The organism is Methylobacterium sp. A54F, assembly GCF_053346035.1.
On the sequence record NZ_JBKFBF010000014.1, the window covers coordinates 54,101 to 72,642 of the forward strand.

The 18,542-nt window shown below is 71.9% G+C and carries 19 protein-coding genes; 8 read left to right on the forward strand and 11 right to left on the reverse strand.

Features of this window, described 5'->3' with window-relative positions:
* The first annotated feature begins 85 nt into the window (after positions 1–85).
* On the forward strand, positions 86–1,108 hold the full coding sequence (locus ACLBXP_RS20735; protein ID WP_447669693.1) for a glycosyl transferase: 1,023 nt from the start codon (positions 86–88) through the stop codon (positions 1,106–1,108).
* Positions 1,105–2,025 (forward strand): NAD-dependent epimerase/dehydratase family protein, encoded by a 921-nt coding sequence (locus tag ACLBXP_RS20740; RefSeq protein WP_447669694.1) that lies wholly within the window; start codon positions 1,105–1,107, stop codon positions 2,023–2,025. The genes ACLBXP_RS20735 and ACLBXP_RS20740 overlap by 4 nt, the downstream gene beginning before the upstream one ends.
* Here ACLBXP_RS20740 and ACLBXP_RS20745 read toward each other — a convergent pair.
* From ACLBXP_RS20745 to ACLBXP_RS20770, 6 genes are all read right to left on the reverse strand, one after another.
* On the reverse strand, positions 2,016–2,300 hold the full coding sequence (locus tag ACLBXP_RS20745) for a hypothetical protein (RefSeq protein WP_447669695.1): 285 nt from the start codon (positions 2,298–2,300) through the stop codon (positions 2,016–2,018). The two genes, ACLBXP_RS20740 and ACLBXP_RS20745, sit on opposite strands and share 10 nt — an antisense overlap.
* Positions 2,301–2,379: 79 nt before the next feature.
* On the reverse strand, positions 2,380–4,350 hold the full coding sequence (locus tag ACLBXP_RS20750) for an SDR family NAD(P)-dependent oxidoreductase (protein ID WP_447669696.1): 1,971 nt from the start codon (positions 4,348–4,350) through the stop codon (positions 2,380–2,382).
* A 74-nt stretch (positions 4,351–4,424) separates the two neighbouring features.
* Positions 4,425–5,291 (reverse strand): DUF1206 domain-containing protein, encoded by an 867-nt coding sequence (locus ACLBXP_RS20755; protein WP_447669697.1) that lies wholly within the window; start codon positions 5,289–5,291, stop codon positions 4,425–4,427.
* Positions 5,292–5,312: 21 nt separating this feature from the next.
* The gene (locus ACLBXP_RS20760) at positions 5,313–5,654 is read right to left on the reverse strand and encodes a hypothetical protein (RefSeq protein ID WP_447669698.1); all 342 of its coding nucleotides are present in this window, start codon (positions 5,652–5,654) and stop codon (positions 5,313–5,315) included.
* A 13-nt stretch (positions 5,655–5,667) separates the two neighbouring features.
* A complete protein-coding gene (locus tag ACLBXP_RS20765) occupies positions 5,668–5,976 on the reverse strand; it encodes a hypothetical protein (RefSeq protein WP_447669699.1) in 309 nt (102 codons plus the stop codon).
* 66 nt (positions 5,977–6,042) lie between these two features.
* Positions 6,043–7,500 (reverse strand): homospermidine synthase, encoded by a 1,458-nt coding sequence (locus ACLBXP_RS20770; RefSeq protein ID WP_447669700.1) that lies wholly within the window; start codon positions 7,498–7,500, stop codon positions 6,043–6,045.
* Between the two features lie 277 nt (positions 7,501–7,777).
* Here ACLBXP_RS20770 and ACLBXP_RS20775 point away from each other — a divergent pair, with 277 nt between their 5' ends.
* The 4 genes from ACLBXP_RS20775 to ACLBXP_RS20790 all read left to right on the forward strand — a co-directional run bounded on the left by ACLBXP_RS20775 (position 7,778) and on the right by ACLBXP_RS20790 (position 12,649).
* Complete coding sequence (locus ACLBXP_RS20775; RefSeq protein ID WP_447669701.1) at positions 7,778–7,954, forward strand: hypothetical protein; 177 nt, start codon at positions 7,778–7,780, stop codon at positions 7,952–7,954.
* 123 nt (positions 7,955–8,077) lie between these two features.
* Positions 8,078–8,755 carry an invasion associated locus B family protein gene (locus ACLBXP_RS20780; RefSeq protein ID WP_447669702.1) on the forward strand — a complete coding sequence of 226 codons (678 nt, stop codon included), beginning with the start codon at positions 8,078–8,080 and terminating at the stop codon, positions 8,753–8,755.
* A gap of 25 nt (positions 8,756–8,780) precedes the next feature.
* Complete coding sequence (locus ACLBXP_RS20785) at positions 8,781–9,173, forward strand: hypothetical protein (RefSeq protein WP_447669703.1); 393 nt, start codon at positions 8,781–8,783, stop codon at positions 9,171–9,173.
* A 170-nt stretch (positions 9,174–9,343) separates the two neighbouring features.
* Positions 9,344–12,649: a hypothetical protein gene (locus ACLBXP_RS20790; RefSeq protein WP_447669704.1), complete on the forward strand. Its 3,306-nt coding sequence runs from the start codon at positions 9,344–9,346 to the stop codon at positions 12,647–12,649.
* Positions 12,650–12,652: 3 nt separating this feature from the next.
* On the opposite strand, the gene fliP is transcribed toward ACLBXP_RS20790, so the two are convergent.
* From fliP to ACLBXP_RS20805, 3 genes are all read right to left on the reverse strand, one after another.
* Complete coding sequence (gene fliP, locus ACLBXP_RS20795; RefSeq protein WP_447669705.1) at positions 12,653–13,393, reverse strand: flagellar type III secretion system pore protein FliP; 741 nt, start codon at positions 13,391–13,393, stop codon at positions 12,653–12,655.
* Positions 13,390–14,451, reverse strand: coding sequence for a lysylphosphatidylglycerol synthase domain-containing protein (locus ACLBXP_RS20800; RefSeq protein WP_447669706.1), 1,062 nt, complete (start codon positions 14,449–14,451; stop codon positions 13,390–13,392). Before ACLBXP_RS20800 ends, fliP begins: the two co-directional genes overlap by 4 nt.
* Before the next feature lie 70 nt (positions 14,452–14,521).
* Positions 14,522–14,902 (reverse strand): hypothetical protein, encoded by a 381-nt coding sequence (locus ACLBXP_RS20805; protein WP_447669707.1) that lies wholly within the window; start codon positions 14,900–14,902, stop codon positions 14,522–14,524.
* Between the two features lie 181 nt (positions 14,903–15,083).
* On the opposite strand from ACLBXP_RS20805, the gene ACLBXP_RS20810 reads away from it, so the two are divergent.
* Positions 15,084–16,394: a capsule biosynthesis protein gene (locus tag ACLBXP_RS20810; RefSeq protein ID WP_447669708.1), complete on the forward strand. Its 1,311-nt coding sequence runs from the start codon at positions 15,084–15,086 to the stop codon at positions 16,392–16,394.
* An 83-nt stretch (positions 16,395–16,477) separates the two neighbouring features.
* Entirely contained in the window at positions 16,478–16,753 is a 276-nt protein-coding gene (locus ACLBXP_RS20815; RefSeq protein WP_447669709.1) for a hypothetical protein, read from the forward strand.
* Between the two features lie 40 nt (positions 16,754–16,793).
* Here the strand turns inward: ACLBXP_RS20815 and flbD are convergent, their stop codons facing one another.
* Together flbD and fliN are read right to left on the reverse strand one after the other, a co-directional pair.
* The gene (gene flbD, locus ACLBXP_RS20820; RefSeq protein ID WP_447669711.1) at positions 16,794–18,161 is read right to left on the reverse strand and encodes a sigma-54-dependent transcriptional regulator FlbD; all 1,368 of its coding nucleotides are present in this window, start codon (positions 18,159–18,161) and stop codon (positions 16,794–16,796) included.
* A 44-nt stretch (positions 18,162–18,205) separates the two neighbouring features.
* Complete coding sequence (gene fliN / locus ACLBXP_RS20825) at positions 18,206–18,538, reverse strand: flagellar motor switch protein FliN (RefSeq protein WP_447669712.1); 333 nt, start codon at positions 18,536–18,538, stop codon at positions 18,206–18,208.
* Positions 18,539–18,542: the final 4 nt, after the last annotated feature.

Consider the following 18,542-nt stretch of genomic DNA (forward strand, 5'->3'; position numbering starts at 1 on the left):
AGCAGGCTCTGAGGGACGCTCAGCGCGGGGGGCGGCCGAGGTCGGGCCTTCCCTCCGCGCCGCCTGATGCTATCGACGGCGCGCCATGATGCCGTCGCCCCTCCTCGCGGTCCCGCTCGCCTGCGCCCTGAGCGCCGGGCTGATCGTCCTTCTCCGTCCGCTCCTCCGGCGCTACGCCCTGGCGCGCCCGAACGCCCGTTCGAGCCACACCGTGCCGACGCCCCAGGGCGGGGGCATCGCGGTGGTGGCAGCGGCCCTCGCCGCGGCGGCATTGCTCGGGCCGGCGCTCAGCCTGCCCGAAGCCCTGACGCTCGGCGGCGCGACCGCCGCACTCGCGCTGCTCGGCGCCGTCGACGACATCCGCCCACTCCCCGCGGGCCCGCGCCTCGTCGCGCAGGCGCTGGCGGTGGGCGCGGTCGTGGCGAGCGTCGACGGGCGGCTCGCTCCGGACCTGCCCCTCGCGCTGGAACGCGGGCTCGCGATCCTGGCCGGGCTCTGGTTCGTGAACCTCACGAACTTCATGGACGGGCTCGACTGGATGACGGTGGCCGAGATGGTGCCGCTCACGGGCGCCCTCGTGCTGATGGGGCAGGGCGGCTTCCTCTCCGCGGGGCCGGCACTCGCGGCGGCGGCGCTCCTCGGGGCGCTCCTCGGCTTCGCGCCGTTCAACCGGCCGGTGGCCCGGCTCTTCCTCGGGGACGTCGGCTCCCTGCCGATCGGCCTCCTCGTCGCCTGGCTGCTCTATCGGCTGGCCCTCGAGGGCGGCCTCGCCGCCGCCCTGCTGCTTCCCCTCTACTACCTCGCGGATGCGACCCTGACGCTCGCCCGGCGCGCGGCCCGCGGCGAGGCGGTCTGGCAGGCGCATCGCACCCACTACTACCAGCGCGCCACCGTGAACGGGCTCCGGGTCCCGGGGGTGGTCGGCCGCGTCTTCGCGGCGAACGTCGCCCTGGCGGCGCTGGCCGGCGCGACCTTGCTTTGGCCCGGCTGGCCCGTCACCGTGGCGGCCCTGGCGGCGGGCTGCGCCCTGGTGGCGGCGCTGCTGCGCCGCTTCGCGCGCAGGCCCGGCGCCCCGGGGCTCGGCGGGAATCGGGAGGTCGGCGGTTGAGCGCGAAGCTCGTGGCGTTGACGGGGGCGACCGGCTTCATCGGCCGCCATCTCCTGCGCGACCTGACGGCCCGGGGCTACCGGGTGCGGGTGCTGCTGCGCCGGCCCGTCGCGGTGCCGGAGGGCGCTGCGAGCGCCGTCGTCGGCGACCTGACCCGGCCGATGAACATGGCCGCCGCCCTGACAGACGTCGACGCCGTGGTGCATTCCGCCGGGCTCGCGCACGCCATGTCGGGCGCGCCGGAGGACGACTACCGGACGCTCAACACGGAGGCGACGCGCCGCCTCGCCGAGGCCGCCGCCAAGGCGCGGGTGCGCCGCTTCGTGTTCCTCTCCTCGATCCGCGCCCAGACGGGCCCGAGCGCGGACGGGATCGTCTCCGAGAGCGACCCGCCGCAGCCCACCGACGCCTACGGCCGCTCGAAGCTTGAGGCCGAGCGCGCGCTCGCCGAGGTCGGGATCGACTGGGTCGCCCTGCGCCCGGTGCTGGTCTACGGGGCCGGCATGAAGGGCAACATGGCAGCCCTCCTGCGCCTCGCCCGCACGCCCTACCCGCTGCCCCTCGGCGGCCTCGCCGGGCGTCGCTCCCTGGTCTCAGTGGAAAGCCTGGCGGCGGCGGTCGCAGCCGCGCTCGCCGCACCGGAGCGCCTCGACCGCCCCCTCGTCGTGTCGGACCCGGACCCGCTCACCCTGCCGGAAATGATCGCGGCGCTCCGCTCAGGGCTCGGGCGCCGGCCCGGCCTGGTTCCGGTGCCGGCCGGGCTCCTCGGCCTCGCCTGCCGGGTGGCCGGACGCGAGGACGCGTTCGCGCGGCTCGCGACGAATCTCGTGGCGCGCGCGGACGGTCTCGCGGACATTGGCTGGACACCCGCCGGACGCACGCGGGACGGGCTCGCGGACTTGATGCGTCAGGGATAGCGCCGGCACCAGGCCGGCGCGTCGGATTCGAGCATCCGGCAGCCGCTCACGATCTCCTCGCGGATCATTTCGCAGGGGTTGGCGTCGTTGCAGGGCGGCCGCGTGGCCGGCGAAACCGCGATGCAGCGCTTCACCAGCAGAGCCGCCCGCTCCGACCCGATGCTGGCCCGGCAAGAGGCCGCCTCGGCACCGGTAGCGCCGAGCACGACCGCGACGAGAGCTACAGCGAGCGCTCGCGCGCTTCGCCGCCGAAGCGCCTGGTCCGTCCCCGTCATGCTCTGCCCCCGCGCCGATTCTCGTCCGCCCTCTGCGTAGCGCGGCCCGTGCGCTTCGCGAAGCCGGCAGGCCTCCCGCTCAGGCGACCGGCACGGCCTCGGAGGTCTGCGCCAGCGGCGTCGCGGGCGGCTTGCGCTCCCGGAAATGCGGGATCGCCGCCTCGAACACCGCCTCGGCCGCCGCCCGGTCCCCCGCCTCGACCGCCGCCCGCAGGGTCCCGATCCAGCCCTCCAGCGCCGCGCGATCGGCGAAAACGGGCCGGGCCGCCATCACCCCATCGATGCCGTCGAGGGTGACGCGGGGCTCCTCGCGGGCGAACAGGATCTCGTTGAGGCGCTCGCCCGGGCGGGCGCCCGACACCACGATCTCAATCTCCTCGCCGGGCTCGAACCCGGCGAGGCGGATCATCCGCTCGGCGAGCTCCCGGATGCGGACGGGCTGGCCCATCTTGAGCACGTAGACCGCGGCGCGCTGGTCCCCCGCGCCCTCGCCGAGCGCCCTGGCCTCGCGATCCGCGTGGGAGGCGGCGGTCAGCACGAGGTCGGAGGCCTCCCGCACGGTCATGAAGTAGCGGACCATCTCGGGGTGCGTGACCGTGACAGGTCCGCCCCGGGCGATCTGCGCCTTGAACACGGGGACGACCGAGCCGACCGAGCCGAGCACGTTCCCGAAGCGGACGGCAATGAGGCGGGTCGGATGCAAGCCCTGATGCTCGGCCTGCTCGGCGTCGAGGGCCTGCGCGTACATCTCGGCGAAGCGCTTGGTGACGCCGAGCTGCGAGACCGGCTCGATCGCCTTGTCGGTGGAAATCATCACCAGGGCGCGGGCGCCTGCCGCGATGGTGGCATCCGCCACGTTGATCGAGCCGAACACGTTGGTCTTGATGCCCTCGCTCCAGTCGCGCTCCAGGTAGGGCACCTGCTTCAGGGCGGCCGCGTGGAACACGTAGTCGGGCCTGAACTCTGCGAAGACCGCGTGGAGGCGCGCGCGGTCGCGGATGTCGGCCAGCGCGCCCGTCACCGCGGCGTCGCCGTTGAGCAGGGCCGGCTGGTTGAGGACGCCGTGCAGGGCGGGCTCGGAGCTCTCCACCACGAGGATCGCGGCGGCCCCGAAGGCGGCGGCGCGCGCGCAGATCTCGGAGCCGATGGACCCCCCGCCGCCCGTCACGATGACGCGGGTACCCGACAGGAAGCGTTCCAGGCGCGGCCGGTCGATCGCGACGGTGGGGCGCAGCAGCAGGTCCTCGATCTCGAGGGGAGCCAGTTCGGCATCACGCATCCCTTCGCCGAGGCTGACGACGCGGGCGAGCGGCAGCCCGAGGCGGCGTGCGCGGGCAATAAGGTCGTCGGGCTCGGCCTCCGGCGCGAGGGCGCTCGGCGTCGCCACGAGGCGGCGCACGGGCTGGCCCCGCTCGGCGAGGTTCGCCACCACCCGTTCCAGGTCCGCGAAGCCCCCGAGCACCGGCACGCCGCGCATCTCCTGGCCGGCCTCGTCGGCGCGCGGCGACAGGATGCCCTTCGGTGCGAGCTTGCGGACCGAGCCCGACTCGATCGCCCGCAGCAGGACCTCGATGTCGCCGCCCCGGCCGAGCAGGAGCGTCGGCACGGTCGCGCCCCGCGCGCTCGACTGCCGCGAGCGGGTGTACTTGAGGTATCGGAAGGCGAGGCGCGTTCCCCCGAGCAGGAAGATCTGCAGCACCCAATAGAGGATGATGGCAATCTTGCCGAAGAAGTAGAACCCGTAGAAGTCGGCGGAGACCAGCACATAGTCGACGAGGAGCAGCGTCAGGGCGAGCACGCTCGCGGCCCGGACGATGCCGGCGAGATCGGGCAGCGAGGCAAAGCGCCACTTCGTCCGGTACAGCCGGAACCGCGCGTAGATGAGCGCCGCGAAGAGCAGGAACGGCGGCAGCAGCAGCGGGAGCGCGTGCAACCGCTCAGCGAGGAGGTCGCCGTTGAAGCGGAACACGAAGGTGAGGATCACGGCCGCAGCGGTCGCCACGAGATCGTGGACGAGCATCACCGCCGTCTTGTAGGTGCGCTGCTGCATGAGCTTTCGGCCGGCCGCGGTATCGGCTCAGCGGGCGGCGCTGTCAACGCGCGCCCGGGGCCGGCACCCCGGCCTCACGTCGTCGCGGAGCGGACCGCCTTCGCCACGGCATCGTCGGCCCGATCGAGATCGGGGGCGTCGATGCGGCGGTATCGGGCCTGCACGAGGCCGAACGCCCCGAAGGCGAAGTGGCCCGCGGCCACCACCGCGAGGAGCACCCAGCCATAGGGCTGAGCCCGCAGCGCCGCGAAGGCACCGGCGAGCCCCTTCACCTCGGACGAGGCCTGATGCCAGGCCGCGGCCAGGAAGAAGCCGCCGATGATCGCAAAGGCGACGCCCCGGGCCGCGTAGCCGAACCGGCCGACCGGCTTCGCCCAGCGGCAGGCGGCCTCGTCGAGATCGAGCCGATCGGTGACGGAGCCGGTCCAGGCCTTGCCCAGGAAGGCGAGACCGCCACCGATGATACCGAGACCGATCAGCCCGACGATCCAGAGGCCGAAGGGTTTGGCCAGCAGCCAGGCCGTCCAGTCCTGCATGCCGTCGTCGCCCCCGTGAAGACCGAGGCCGAGGGCAAGGCTCGCCGCCGTGATGCTGAGGCCCCCATAGATGACGGCGCTGCCCACATGGGCCGCCCGCACCACGAGGCCCTTGAAGGACCGGCCGCGATCGTCCGCGTCGCTGATGCCCTCGATGAGGCGCCACGCGGCGAAGCCCGCGAGACCAATTGCCACGAGGCCGACCACCCAGGGACCAAGGGGCCCGCCAAGCAAGGCCCGCAGCGCCCCCTTGCTGTCACCCGCGCGACCGCCCGAGCCAAGGGCGGCCAGGACCGCGAGCGCCCCGACGATGCAGTAGACGAGGCCGCGGGCGCCGTATCCGAAGCGGGCGAGGCGCTCCAGTGTGTTGCGGCCGCCGAAGCCGACCCAGCTCGCGACCCTCATGACACCGCCTTCATGACTCCGTCAGGCCTCCTGCCGCTGCGGCTTGCCCGCGAGAGCGACGTAGAAGCCGAGCCCGTCCTGGGCCGGCAGGGTCTGCAGGCGCTCGATCAGGCCCCGACGCTTGGCATCGAGCAGCAACCGCCCGGCCGGCTGGAACAGGGTCTCCCCGCCGCCCTCGGGCGGCGCGTCGAGGCGGATCGCTACGGTCTTCGGTTTCGCGAAGCGGCTGCGCTCGATCATTTCCTTCAGCGAAGCTTCGGCTGTGGCGCGGTTCGCTCCGCGCAGATCAAGCACCGAATCGGCGTCCGTGACGCCGAGCGAGCCGCGGAGCTTGGCGGCGTAGAAGTCTTCGAAGTGGGGCAAGGACGACTCGGTTCTAGCTGATGCCGCAGTGGAGGTAGAACGCTGCCACCTCAATGCGACCATCGCACTCGGGAATGTCGATCGAGCCACCCGGTCCGGACATCCTCCCGTCCGGATTGGTCCCACGACGCAAGAGCTCGATCCGATCGGCAAACTTTCGAGTGAGGTCGGAATGGGTGCGGTTGTGGCGGTCGTCGACCGGCGGCATCGGCAGGGGTTCGCCGCCGAGCAGCGTCCAGCGCGCCGGGTCGGGGCGCGCCTCGACCTGCACCCGGTACTCGGCGACGCGCAGGCGCGCGTCGCGTGTCACGGCCAGCGCCATCTCGGCCCTCCGTCAGGGCCGGGATGGTAGCATCCTGCGCGTGCCCCGCAACCGCGGAGCCTCAACTCAGCCGTGCACCAGCACGTTCCGGAATTGCCAGGGATCGCTGGTGTCGATGTCCTCCGGAAACAGGCCGGGGCGGTCGGTCAGCGGCGTCCAGTCGGTGTAGACGCCGACCACCGGGCCGAGATACGGCAGTTGGACCTCCAGGCAGCGGCGGAAGTCGAGCTCATCGGCCTCGACGATACCGGCCTCGGGGTTCTCCAGCGCCCAGACCATGCCGGCCAGCACCGCGCTCGTCACCTGCAGGCCGGTGGCGTTCTGGTAGGGGGCGATCCGCCGCGTCTCCTCGATGGAGAGCTGCGAGCCGTACCAGTAGGCGTTCTTACCGTGCCCGTAGAGGAGCACCCCGAGCTCGTCGATGCCGTCCACGATCTCGTTCTCGTCGAGGATGTGGTGGCGCTCCTGAACCTTGCCGGCATTGCCGAACATCTCGTGGAGCGAGAGCACGGCATCGTTCGCCGGGTGGTAAGCGTAGTGGCAGGTCGGGCGGTAGACCGCCGCGCCGTTCTCGCGGACCGTGTAGTAGTCGGAGATCGAGATCGCCTCGTTGTGGGTGACGAGGAAGCCGAACTGCGCCTGCGCGGTCGGTGTCCAGGAGCGGACGCGGGTGTCGGCGCCGGGCTGGAGCAGGTAGATCGCGCAGCGCGAACCCCGCTCCTGCTCGCGGGCGTTGGCCGGCTTCCAGGTCTCGTGGGTGCCCCAGCCGAGCTCGGCCGGCTGGTTGCCCTCGGAGACGAAGCCCTCGACGGACCACGTGTTCACAAAGACGCCCTGCGGCTTCGGGTTCCTGGCGCGCTGGGTGTCGCGCTCGGCGATGTGCACGCCCTTCACGCCGACGGACCGCATCAGCGCGGCCCAATCCTCGCGGGTCCTCGGTTCCGGGGTCTCGAAACCCAGTGCACCGGCGACATCGAGGAGCGCCTGCTTCACGAACCAGGAGACCATGCCGGGATTGGCACCACAGCAGGAGACCGCCGTCGGCCCACCGGGGCTGAGACGGCGCGCCTCCAGGATCTCCTCGCGCAGGGCGTAGTTGGTGCGATCGCCCTGGCTGCGATCCTTGTCGAAGTAGAAGCCCGGCCAGGGCTCGGCCACCGTGTCGATGTAGAGCGCACCGAGTTCGCGGCAGAGCTCGAGGATCGCCCGCGAGGACGTGTCGACGGAAAGGTTCACGCAGAAGCCCTGGCCACCGCCCTCGGTGAGGAGCGGCGTGAGGACCTCGCGGTAGTTGTCCTTGGTCAGTGCGACCTGCTCGAACCGGAGCCCATGCCTCTCGGCGAGCCCGCGGTCCTTGTCGGACGGGTCGATCACCGTGAAGCGAGCCTTGTCGTACGTGAAGTGCCGCTCGATGAGCGGAAGGGTGCCGCGGCCGATCGAGCCGAAGCCGATCATCACGATGGGTCCGCTGATGCGGCCGTGGATCGGCCAGGAAGCCTTCGGATCGGTCGGGGTGTCGGTCATGATGGTCCTTCGTCTCGAAAGCCGCCGCCTCTTGGGCGAAGCGTCCGCTCATACGTGCCCGTGATGAAGATCGGGCGACGGCTCACTGGCGTCTCGGCGCCGCGGGGTCAACCGCGCGACGGCCGGAGAAGGTTGCGAAGCCGTGAACAGTCCATGAGCCCGCTGCATGGGAGAGCCGCTTCCCCACTTGGTAGTGTTCAGGCGTCACGCGCCTCATATTGCGATGCAACAAGAAGGGAAACGCCCGCGCGCAATCCTTAGTTTAAGGGAGCCCGACATGCTCGCGGTCATCGCAACGCACATCACCCAGCCCGCCGAGGAGAGCGTCGATCGCGATCCCGGCATCCTCACGCTCGCGGCCCTTGTGACGCGCAGCCTGCGTCGCAGCGTCGGCACGGCGTTCGCCCGCCGCTGCGATCAGGCCCGGCGCACCACGTTCCTGGCTCAGCACTGAGGCGTCCGGCACGGCGCGTCGATCGAAGCCTGACGGCGATTGCGTCTCGGGCGGGTCGAGGGTAGGCGGCATCATCCGTCGCGCCCGGATCCTGGATCCGAGCGGCCTTGGGGGCCCAACCGCATGCCGTCGATCCGTCGCGTTCCGCTTCTGGCGAGCCTTACCCTCGCCGTGCTGATGGCCGGCGGTGCCGCTTCCGTGCACGCACAGGCTCCGGAGGACGGCGCCGTAGCAGAGCCCGAGGCCGCACCCGCCAAGGCGAAGCGGCCGCCGCCCAAGAAAGCGCCTCCCCAGAAGACGGCCGCGCCGCCGGCGCAGGCTACGCCCGCCGCTTCAGCCGCGAAAGCGGTGTGGCCGGAGGGTGCAACGTCCCTCAGTGAGGTCTACGGCGACTGGACCGTCAACTGCGCCCGCGCCAACGAAGCGGCAAACTGCATGGTGATGCAGTCGCAGGGCGACGCCAAGGCCGCCCGGCGGCAATTCGCGATCGAGCTGTCCGCTCCCCGGGAGGGCCGGGCCACCGGCCTGATCCTCATGCCGTTCGGCCTCGCGATCGAGCCCGGCGTTCGCTTCAAGCTCGACGAGGCGGATCTTGGCAAGGGCGCGCCCTTCTCGTCGTGCAGCTACGAAGGCTGCCTGGTGCCTATCAGCTTCCCGGCGCTCGCGACCGACACCATGAAGACGGCCAAGAACCTGATCATCCAGGGCCAGAAGCCCGGCGGCGGCGAGCCCCTGACGATCACCGTGCCGCTTGCCGGCTTCGGCCAAGCCTTCGGCCGGGCGATCGGGTTCGGCGGCTGAACGGGGCGGGGAGGAAACCACGACGATGCGATACGCCATCACACGTCCCTTGGTCGGCGTGGCCCTTTGGGCTCTTGGCCTGCCCTTCACCTTGCCGGCTCAGGCTCAGACGGCCGTCCCCGCGGACCCGGCGAAGCCTGAGATCGAACCGAAGCGCAACAACGCCGCCAAGCTCGCCGGCCTCGTCGGCTTCGTGAACACGGCCTGCCCGGAACTGGCGGCCGACACCGCCCGGTTCAAGGTGGCCGTCGAGCGTCTCGGCCTCGATCCGGCCGAGCTGGAGCAGGGCGACCTGCACCTGCGTGCACTCGCCTATCTAGAGAGCTATCGCAAGGACGTGCCGGCGAACTGTGCCCGGGCTCTGGAGACCTTCGGGCCAGAGAGCCGAATCGTGCCAGGGCTCGTCACCCGCCGCTAGGATCGGGGCACGAAGTGCCCCCGGTCTCCTGCGGCCGCTCAATCGCGGGGCGAGCGGCCGCGGCCGGATTAAGCCGGCGTTAGCCGCGATCCTTCATCATCCGGGCTGTTGCGTCAGGCGCGGCACCCGCCCGGCCGGGTGCTCCGCCGCTCTCGGGTGTAGCGTTCGCGATGGGAGCGGGTCCTTCGAACCTGCGGCACGGGCTCCTGGCCCTCGCCGCCCTGGTCTCGGCCGTCGCGGCGTCCCCCGCCGAGGCCGCGCGCCTCCTCACCGTCAAGGGTGCCGAGGCCACCGGCTACGGACGGCTGACGCTTACCTTCGACGTGCCCGTTCAGGTCAAGGCGAAGCTCGCCGGCAGCGTGCTGGTCCTCAGCTACGCGGAGCGCGCGCCAGGCGGGGTGGAGCGGATCGCCGCGGAGCTGCCGAGCTACGTCACCATGGTGCGGCGCGATCCCGACGGCACCGGCCTGCGCCTCGCCCTCGTGCGGCCGCTGCGCGTCAACGTTCAGGAAGCCGGCGAGTCGGTCTTCATCGATCTGCTGTCCGAGGCGTGGTCCGGTCTTCCGCCGCCGCTCCCCGCCGACGCCGTGGCCGAGCTCGCCCGGCGTGCCCGCGCCGCCGAGGCCCTTCTCCGGGCGCGCACGCCGGCACCGGTCTACCGCCCGCTGACTGTGGAGGTCGCCCACCTGCCGACGCTCACGCGCCTGTCGATGCGCCTGCCGCCGGGGACCCGAGAGGCGGTGGAGCGCGCCGGGGCGGCGACGCGCATCCGCATTCCGGGAACGTGGCGCATCGACCTTTCGGAAACCCGCGGCCGCACACGGCCGGCCATCGCGTCTGTCACGACCGATTCGGACGAGGAGGCCGCCAGCCTCACGATCACCCCGGGGGAGGGCTACGGGATTACCACCGAGCGCGACGAGGACGGGCTCTCGATCGATGTCGCGCTTCCTCAGGCCCAACGCCCGGCGCCCGCGGCAGATGCGGTGCAGGCGCCGCCCGAACCCGTGCCGGCGCGTCCGGCGGTGGCTGCCGAGCCTGCGCGTGCGGTACCGGTCGCCGAGCCCGCGCCCGAGCGGGCGAACGTGGCGGCCGCGAGCCGCAGCGCAGGCACAGGCCTCGTCTTCGCCTTCGAGCGCCCGACGCCGGCCGCCCTGTTCCAGCGCGCCGGCGTGGCGACCCTCATCTTCGAAACGAGCGGGCCCGTCGCGCCGCGCCAGCCGCCCAGGGGCGACCAGCCCGCCATCGGCGAAGCGCGGCGAACGGGGCCGGTCGCCGTCCTGCAGTTCCCGGTGCCGAAGAACCAACTGGTGGACCTGTTGCCGGTGGGTCCCGTTGCCGCGCCGACGGCCTGGGAGCTCACGCTCGGCGACGCGTCGAGCGCCAGCGAGACACTCGTCGCCACGCGCCTCGGCGAAGCGGGGGGACGGACGGCCGTACGCGTACGTCTCCCGGAGCCGGGAGCCGCGACGTGGCTCGATCTCGACGGCGAGCGCGTCGCCGTGGTGACGTCGCTCGGGCAAGCGGTGAGTCTTCCGAAGCCCCAGCGCTTCGTCGATTTCGAGCTGCTGCCGAGCCGGCGCGGCCTCGCGGTGCTGGCGCAGGCCGACGACCTGACCGTGCGGCCCGAACTCGACGGCGTCGCCATCGGCCGCGAGGCCGGCCTCGCGGTCTCCGCGGTGGCAAAGACGCCTGACGTGCCGCTCGCGGAGGCGGGCGACCTCGCGATCGACCGAGAATTGTGGTCCCAGGCGCAACGCGGCGACATCCTCGCCACCCTGCGGGCGCAGTTCGGGGCGGCCAGCGAGACCGCCGTCTCGGCGCGGGGGCCTCTGCGCCTCGTCTACGCGCGCACGCTCATCGCGAACGGTCTGGAACCGGAGGCATTGGCTGTCCTCTCTGCCATCGCGGCCGACGATCCGGTGCTGGGCGGCTCGCGGGCGGTGGCGATCCTGCGCGGACTTGCCAACGCGCGCCTTGGGCGGGACGTCGAGGCGAAGCGCTTCCTCGACACGCCGAGACTGATGCGCGACGCCGAGGCCGCCCTCTGGCGCGCCTATGCGGACACGGTCGCGGGCCGGTGGCTCCCGGCGGAAGCGGGCTTCCGGGCCTCGCTGCCCGTCCTCGATCGCTACCCGGAAGATCTCCAGGCGATGCTGCGGACCGCCGCCGCTGAGGCCGCGGTGGAGACAGGCGAGTACGAGGCTGCCGGGCGTCAGATCACCCTCGCCCTTGCCCTCCCGCTTGACCGCCTGACCCGCGACCGCCTGGCCTATCTCCGCGCTCGCATCGAGGAGGGCACCGGCCGGGCGGTCGCCGCCCGTGAGGCCTACGAGCGCCTCGCGCAGGAGGCGGCCCAACCGGTCGCCGTGCCGGCGGAAACGCGGGCGGTGCTGCTCGCGCATGCCGCCGGCAAGCTCGATCTCTCGGAAGCGATCGAGCGGCTGGAGCGTCTCGGCATCACGTGGCACGGCGGCGAGACGGAGAGCGGCATCACGGCAGGCCGTTTTCGCCTCTACGCCGAAGCGAAGCGCTGGCGCGACGCCTTCGCGGCAGCGCGGCGGACGAACATGCAAGCACCCGATTCGCCCCTCGCCCGCAGTCTTCACGGCGAGGCTCAGATCCTGTTCGACGACCTCTACCTCACCGACCGATTCGAAGCTCTGTCCGGGATCGAGGCGGTGGCCCTCTATTTCGACTTCAAGGAGTTCGCACCGATCGGGCGACGCGGCGACGAGGTCGTGCGCCGCCTCGCCGACCGCCTCGTCGCCCTGGACCTCCTCGATTCGGCGGCCGAACTGCTGCAATATCAGGTGGAGAACCGCCTCGCCGGAGTCGCCAAGGCCGGCGTCGCGACCCGTCTAGCGTCGATCCGCCTGATGGACGGCAAGCCGCTCCAGGCCGTCGAGGCCCTGGACGCGAGCTATCTGCCCGAGCTTCCGGCCGACCTGCGCCGCGCCAGAGGCCTGATCCGCGCCCGCGCGCTGTCCGACCTCTCGCGGACGGACCTCGCCCTGGAGACGATCGAGGGTGACACGGCACCGGACGCCCAGCGCCTGCGGGCCGACATCCTCTGGGGCGCCCGCCGCTGGCGGGAGGCTGGCGAGGCGCACGAGATGCTGCTCGGCGAGGTCTGGCGCGGCCGCCAGCCTCTGGACGAAACCGCGCGCGCAGACGTGATCCGGGCCGGCATTGCCTACGTGCTCAGTGGCGAGGCGCTGGGCCTCGAGCGCCTGAAGGCGAAGTTCGCGACCCCAATGTCCGAGAGCGCCGACGCGCGCACCTTCGCGCTCCTCACCGCGCCGAACGCCCAGCGTGCTCCGGGCTTCCGGGAGATCGCGCAGCGCGCCACCAGCGCCGAGACGCTCGCGGCCTTCCTGGCGGAATACCGCAGGCGTTATCCGGAGTCGGCGGTTCCGGAGCGCGGCAACGCGGCCCGGGAGAGTCGGGCAGCCGGCGCCGCGGCGCCGGGCTGAGGGTCATCCGCCGTAGCTCTGCACGAGGGAGCCTGCCACGAGTCCCCAGCCGTCGACCAGCACGAAGAAGATAAGCTTGAAGGGCAGGGCGACGGTGGCGGGCGGCACCATCATCATGCCCACCGCCATCAGCACCGAGGCCACAACGAGGTCGATGATCAGGAAGGGGATGAACAGCAGGAAGCCGATCTCGAAGGCGCGGCGCAGCTCAGAGATCATGAAGGCCGGCGTGACGATCTCGAGCCCGACCGCTTCGGGGCCGGAGGGCGTCGGCACCTTCGCCATGTCGAGGAAGAGCTTGAGGTCTTTCTCGCGGACGTTGCGGAGCATGAAGGTCTTGAACGGCGCGGAGGCTCTGTCGAAGGCCTGAACCTGCGTGATCTGGCCCGCGATCAGCGGTTCGATCCCGGCCCGGTAGGCTTCCCGGCCGGTCGGCGCCATCACGAAGGCGGTGAGGAACAGCGCCAGGCTGACGATGACCGCAGTCGGCGGCGCGGTCTGCGTACCGAGCGCCGAGCGGAGGATCGACAGAACCACGACGATCCGCGTGAACGAGGTCGCCATCACGAGGACCGAGGGCGCGATGGCGAGCACCGTGATGAGCGCCACGAGCTGCAGTGCGCGCTCCGTGGTGCCGCCCGCGCCGAGATCGACCGAGATGCTCTGGGCGATGGCAGCGCCGCAACCGAGGAGGAGGCCCGCCCCGGCGAGGGGGAGGGCTGCGAGGCTCCGGCGGCGGATCATGTGGGGCCGATCGGGCGGAGCGCGGCGCGGCGCGCCTCGAGGTTCTGCCACAGGATGAGGGCCGGCAGGCCGAGCACCACGTCAGGGACCCGCTTGGCGAGGGAGAGGGCGAGCGCGGTGCCGGCATCGATCCCGAACAGGGCGCCTACTACCACGAAGCCGCCCTCTTGCACGCCGAGCCCGCTCGGCACCGGGAAAGCCGCCGACTTGATGCCCTGCGCCAGCGCCTCGATGACGAGCACCTCTGACAGGGTGACGCCCTCGACCCCGATGCAGGCGAGCACGATCCAGATCTCGGCCGCGCCGAGGATCCACGCGGCAAGGTGAAGGGTGGCCGATTGCGCGAGACGGCCGCGCCGGCCGCCGCTCCAGACGGCGTCCAGGGCGTCCTGCACGGTCTGCGCGCTGCCGGGCTCGCGGCGCGGCTCGGCCTCGCGCACGAAGCGCCGGCCGAGGGCCTCGAGGCGCCGCTCGAGGTGGCGCACCGCGCCGGTGCGCTGCAGGGCGAAGAAGGCGGAGAGCGCGAGCGCCGCCACTGCGAGTGCCCGCATCATCCAGCGGGCGAGCTCGGCGGCCGCATCCCCCTCGATGCGGGTGAGCAGGCCGACGCCGAGCAGCGCGAACAGGGCCTGAGTACCGACCTGGATGAGCATGTCGGCGAGGATCGAGGCCGCCGCGAGTCCGCCCGCCACGCCCCAGAAGGTGAGGAGCCTGCCGCCGACCACGTCGCCGCCGATCGAGGCCACGGGCAGCAGCACGTTGATGCCCTCGCGCACGAAGCGGAGCACCACGCATGCGCCCCCCGTGGCGGGGCCCAGCCCGTCGAGGATGCGCGCCCAGGCGATCCCGCACAGGAGCACGATGACGGCGCGCACGAGAACAACCGCGGCGAGGCCGCCGAATCCGATCCGGCCGAAAGCGCTCGCCACCGCACCGAGGTCGTTCGTGGCGATGAGCCAGAGCGCGAGGGCGAGCCCGACCATCGTTCCGAGGAGCGGCAGGCGCCGCAGCAGGGCGGACCCGAGGCCGCTCCCCGGGCGGCCGTCGTCGCCGGTCATGCCGGCCTCCCGCGGCCGCGACTCCCGGGAAAGCTCGCCCCCCGCATCGCTGTCCACCCCCTCCAGGCCCTCACACCGGCGCGTCGGCTGCTAGCCCAGCTTTGGGGCCGAAATCGGGGAGGAGCGCGGCCGCCACCGCCTCGGGCGTCGCCGCGGGATCGAGGAGCACGATCCGCCCGGCCGCCACGCTCGCCCCGGTCGCCACTGCGACAAGGCGCTTGGGGCAGGGGCCGAGGCAGCCCGTCTCCAGGACGCGCACCCGCCGGCGCGGCTGCGCACGCTTGGCGGCATCCTTCACGAGGCTGCGCAGGTCGCCCCGCCCGAGGCGCTGGCGCTTCGCGCACTTGCGGCAGACGAGGACGACCTCGCCGAACTTCGCCTTGGCGGTCCGCGGTCCCGCCGCGCGGGGCCGGATGTCGGTCGTGTCGGGGTTCTGCATGGGGGCTGCCATAGAGCATTTTCGCGTCCTGCGCAGGCCGGCGTGCAGCCGCCCCGCGCGGGCGCGGAACTCCCCGGCGGGTGCCTTAAAAAGGGCCGAAAAGAGCGGGACTTCGGAGCCTTCCGGGCCGCGCCGTTTTCCCTGGCCCGTCGAGTTCGGCTGCAGCCGAGGCCGCACCCGGGAAAGCGAGCGGATGAGCGTCGACGAGGTCAAGCAGGGCGATCGGCTTCGCGGGATGATCGAGCTGGCCCAGCGCTCGATGCCGGACCTGCGGCGCAGTGCCGAGACCATCGAGCCGGTCCGCCGGCAGGGGAGCCGCGCCCTGCTGGTGCGCGCCCGCGAGCAACTGGATTGGCGACGCCTGCCGGGCCTGCGGCCGCAGCCGGCGCCGGAGCGCGGCCTGTTCGCGACGCTCGTGCGCCGGTTCGGCCTGTTCGTCCTGGCCCCGACCGGGATCGTCGCGCTCTACCTGTTCCTGATCGCCTCGGACCAGTACGTCGCCCAGGCGCAGTTCGCCGTGCGCGGCGACGTGGAGCCGATGGGCAATGTGGTGCTGGGCGAGTTCACCAGCCTGATCCTCAAGCACAACAGCCAGGACAGCTTCATCGTCCGCGAGTACGTGCGCAGCCAGACGCTGGTCGAGGCGGTGGAGAAGGACCTCGGCATCTCGAAGATGTTCTCGCGGCCCGGGGTCGATTTCTGGGCGCGCTACAGCCATCCCCAGCCGATCGAGGAGCTGACGCGCTACTGGCACGACCACGTCGAGGCCCATATCGACGCCGTCTCAGGGATCATCACCCTGACCGTGCGGGCCTTCACGCCCGAGGACTCGCTGGCGATCGCCAAATCCGTGATCGCGAAGTCCGAGGTGCTGATCAACGAGATCTCGCGCCGTGCGCAGGCCGACATGGTCCGCCAGGCGCAGATCGATGCGACGGCGAGCCAGGAGAGGCTGCGCAAGGCGAGCCTCGAGCTGCAGCGCTACCGCAACCACTGGGGCATCATCGACCCGATCAAGTCCGCCGAGTCGACGCTCACCACCATCGCGACCCTGCGCAAGGACAAGCTGAAGGCCGAGAACGACCTCCAGGTGCTTCGCAGCTCGAACCTCGACGAGAAATCGCGGGGCGTCCAGGTCCTCGTCGCCACCGTCGCGGCGATCGACCACCAGATGAAGACGCTCCAGGACGGCCTGACGGCCGACGCCACCGCGAACGCGGATTCGGCGACGCTGTCCAACGCGCTCCTCGAGTACGAGGGGCTGATGATCGAGCGGACCATCGCCGAGAAGCTCAACGAGTCGGCCATGACCCTGCTCGACCGGGCCCGCATCTCGGCGGGCAAGCAGAGCATCTTCCTGTCGACCTTCGTGCCGCCGGTCCTGCCGACCGACTCGCTCTATCCGCATCGCGGCTACGCGCTGATCCTGACCTTCTTCTGCTGCCTCGTGCTGTGGAGCTCGGCCTCCCTGGTGGTCAGCGGGATCAAGGACCAGCGCCTCTGAGGGGCGCGGATCCCGGCGTGGCGCGGGAGTCCCGCGTCGCGCTATACGGGGCGCCTTGAACCTCGGAGCCGCGCTCGCCCGACATGTCGGAATTCGCAGATCTCGTCGCCAAGGCCATCAAGCCGTCGATGACGCGCGCCGAGCGCGAAGCGGTCTACGAGGTGGTCCGCAAGGCCGTGGAGCGCATGCAGGAGCGCGCGGCACTCGCGCCCACGGATCCGCGCTTCGCCCTGCAGCAGCACATCGTCGAGGAGACGATCCGGGACGTCGAGGGCGACATCGCGCGCTTCGAGGCCCTGAGGAAGCTCGAGGACGCCCTCGCGGCTCAGAACGCCGCGCAGGAAACCGGGCGGCGCTGAGGCCAGGCTGCGCCTACGCCGCCCGCTGCAGCGGCGCGGCTCAGCCGTAAGCCGCCAGAGCGCGGGCGGCGCCGGGCTCGGCCACCGCCAAGCCCGCATCGGTGTACTCATTGAGCTTGTTGCGGAGCGTCCGGATCGAGATCCCGAGGATCTTGGCGGCGTGCGTCCGGTTGCCGAGGCAGTGATCGAGCGTATCGAGGATGAGGTCGCACTCGACCTGGGCCACGGTGCGGCCCACGAGCCCCCGGGTCGCTGCCTCGGCGACCTCGGCGGCCCGCGCCGCCGGGCCAGCCGGTGCGGCCGGGAAAGACTCACCCTCCGGCGTCATCACGGCCTCGGGCCCGATCTCCGGACCGGCGGCGAGCAGCACCGCCCGATGAAGGGTGTTCTCGAGTTCGCGCACGTTGCCGCGCCAGGGGCTCCTGGTGATGAGGGCCTGCGCCTCGCGGCTCAGCGCCCGCACCGGCAGCCCGTTCACCTCGGCGTACTTGCGGGCGAAGTGGCCGGCGAGTTCGAGGATGTCGCCCGGGCGCTCGCGAAGGGCCGGCAGGCGCAGGTGCACGACGTTCAGGCGGTACAGCAGATCCTCCCGGAAGGTCCCCTTCTTCACCTCCTCGGCGAGGTTGCGGTTCGAGGTCGCGAGCACGCGGATATCGACCTTCACGGGCGCCGAGCCCCCGACCCTGTCGATCACCCGTTCCTGGAGGGCGCGCAGGAGCTTCGCCTGCAGGCGCACGTCCATCTCCGAGATCTCGTCGAGGAGGAGCGTGCCGCCGTTCGCCTCCTCGAAGCGGCCGATGCGGCGGGCCACCGCTCCGGTGAACGCGCCCTTCTCGTGCCCGAACAGCTCGGATTCGAGCAGCGCCTCGGGAATCGCCGCGCAGTTCACCGAGACGAAGGGCTTGCCGGCCCGGTTCGAGGCGGCGTGGACGTGGCGGGCGAGCACCTCCTTGCCGGTCCCGCTCTCGCCGGTGATCAGCACGGAAGCTTCCGAGCGGGCGATCTGCTCGGCGAGGCGCACCACACGCTCCATGGAAGCATCGCGCCACACGAAGGCGCGCCCGTCCGCCGCCACCGCCTCCAGCACGGCCGCGATCATCTCGGGGTCGGGGGGGAGGGGGATGTACTCCTTGGCGCCCGCCTGGATGGCGGCCACCGCCGCGCGGGCATCCGCCGCCACGCCGCAGGCCACCACGGGCGTGCGGATGCGCTCCTCTCCGAGCGCCGAGACCAAGTCGCGGATCGCGAGCCCCACGTCGATCATGATTAGGTCGGCGCCCTTGGCGCGCAGGACCGAGAGCCCCTGCGCGACCCCGTCGGCCTGGGTGACGGCCGCGCCGCGGCTCATCGCGATCTTCGAGGCGGTGACGAGCTCGCCGTTGAGCCGTCCGATCATCAGGAGCCGCATCGTGGGCACTCCGTTCCGGTGTCAGGGTCGATCGTCGGCAGGGCTCAGCGCTCGCCCTTGACGATCTCGGTCATGGTCACCCCGAGGCGGTCCTCGACGAGGACCACCTCGCCGCGGGCGACCAGGCGGTTGTTGACGAAGATGTCGATGGCCTCGCCGACCTTCCGATCGAGCTCCAGCACCGCGCCCGGGCCGAGGCGCAGGAGATCCCCGATCGGCATGCGCGAGGCGCCGAGCACGGCCGAGACCATCACGGGCACGTCGAAGAGCTGCTCGAGGTCGGACGCGCTCTTCGGCGTCGTCGGTGCATCCCGGATCGAATCCGGGCCATCGAAGCCGTGGTCGTTGAGCTGGGGCAGGCTGAAATCGTCGGACATCGGG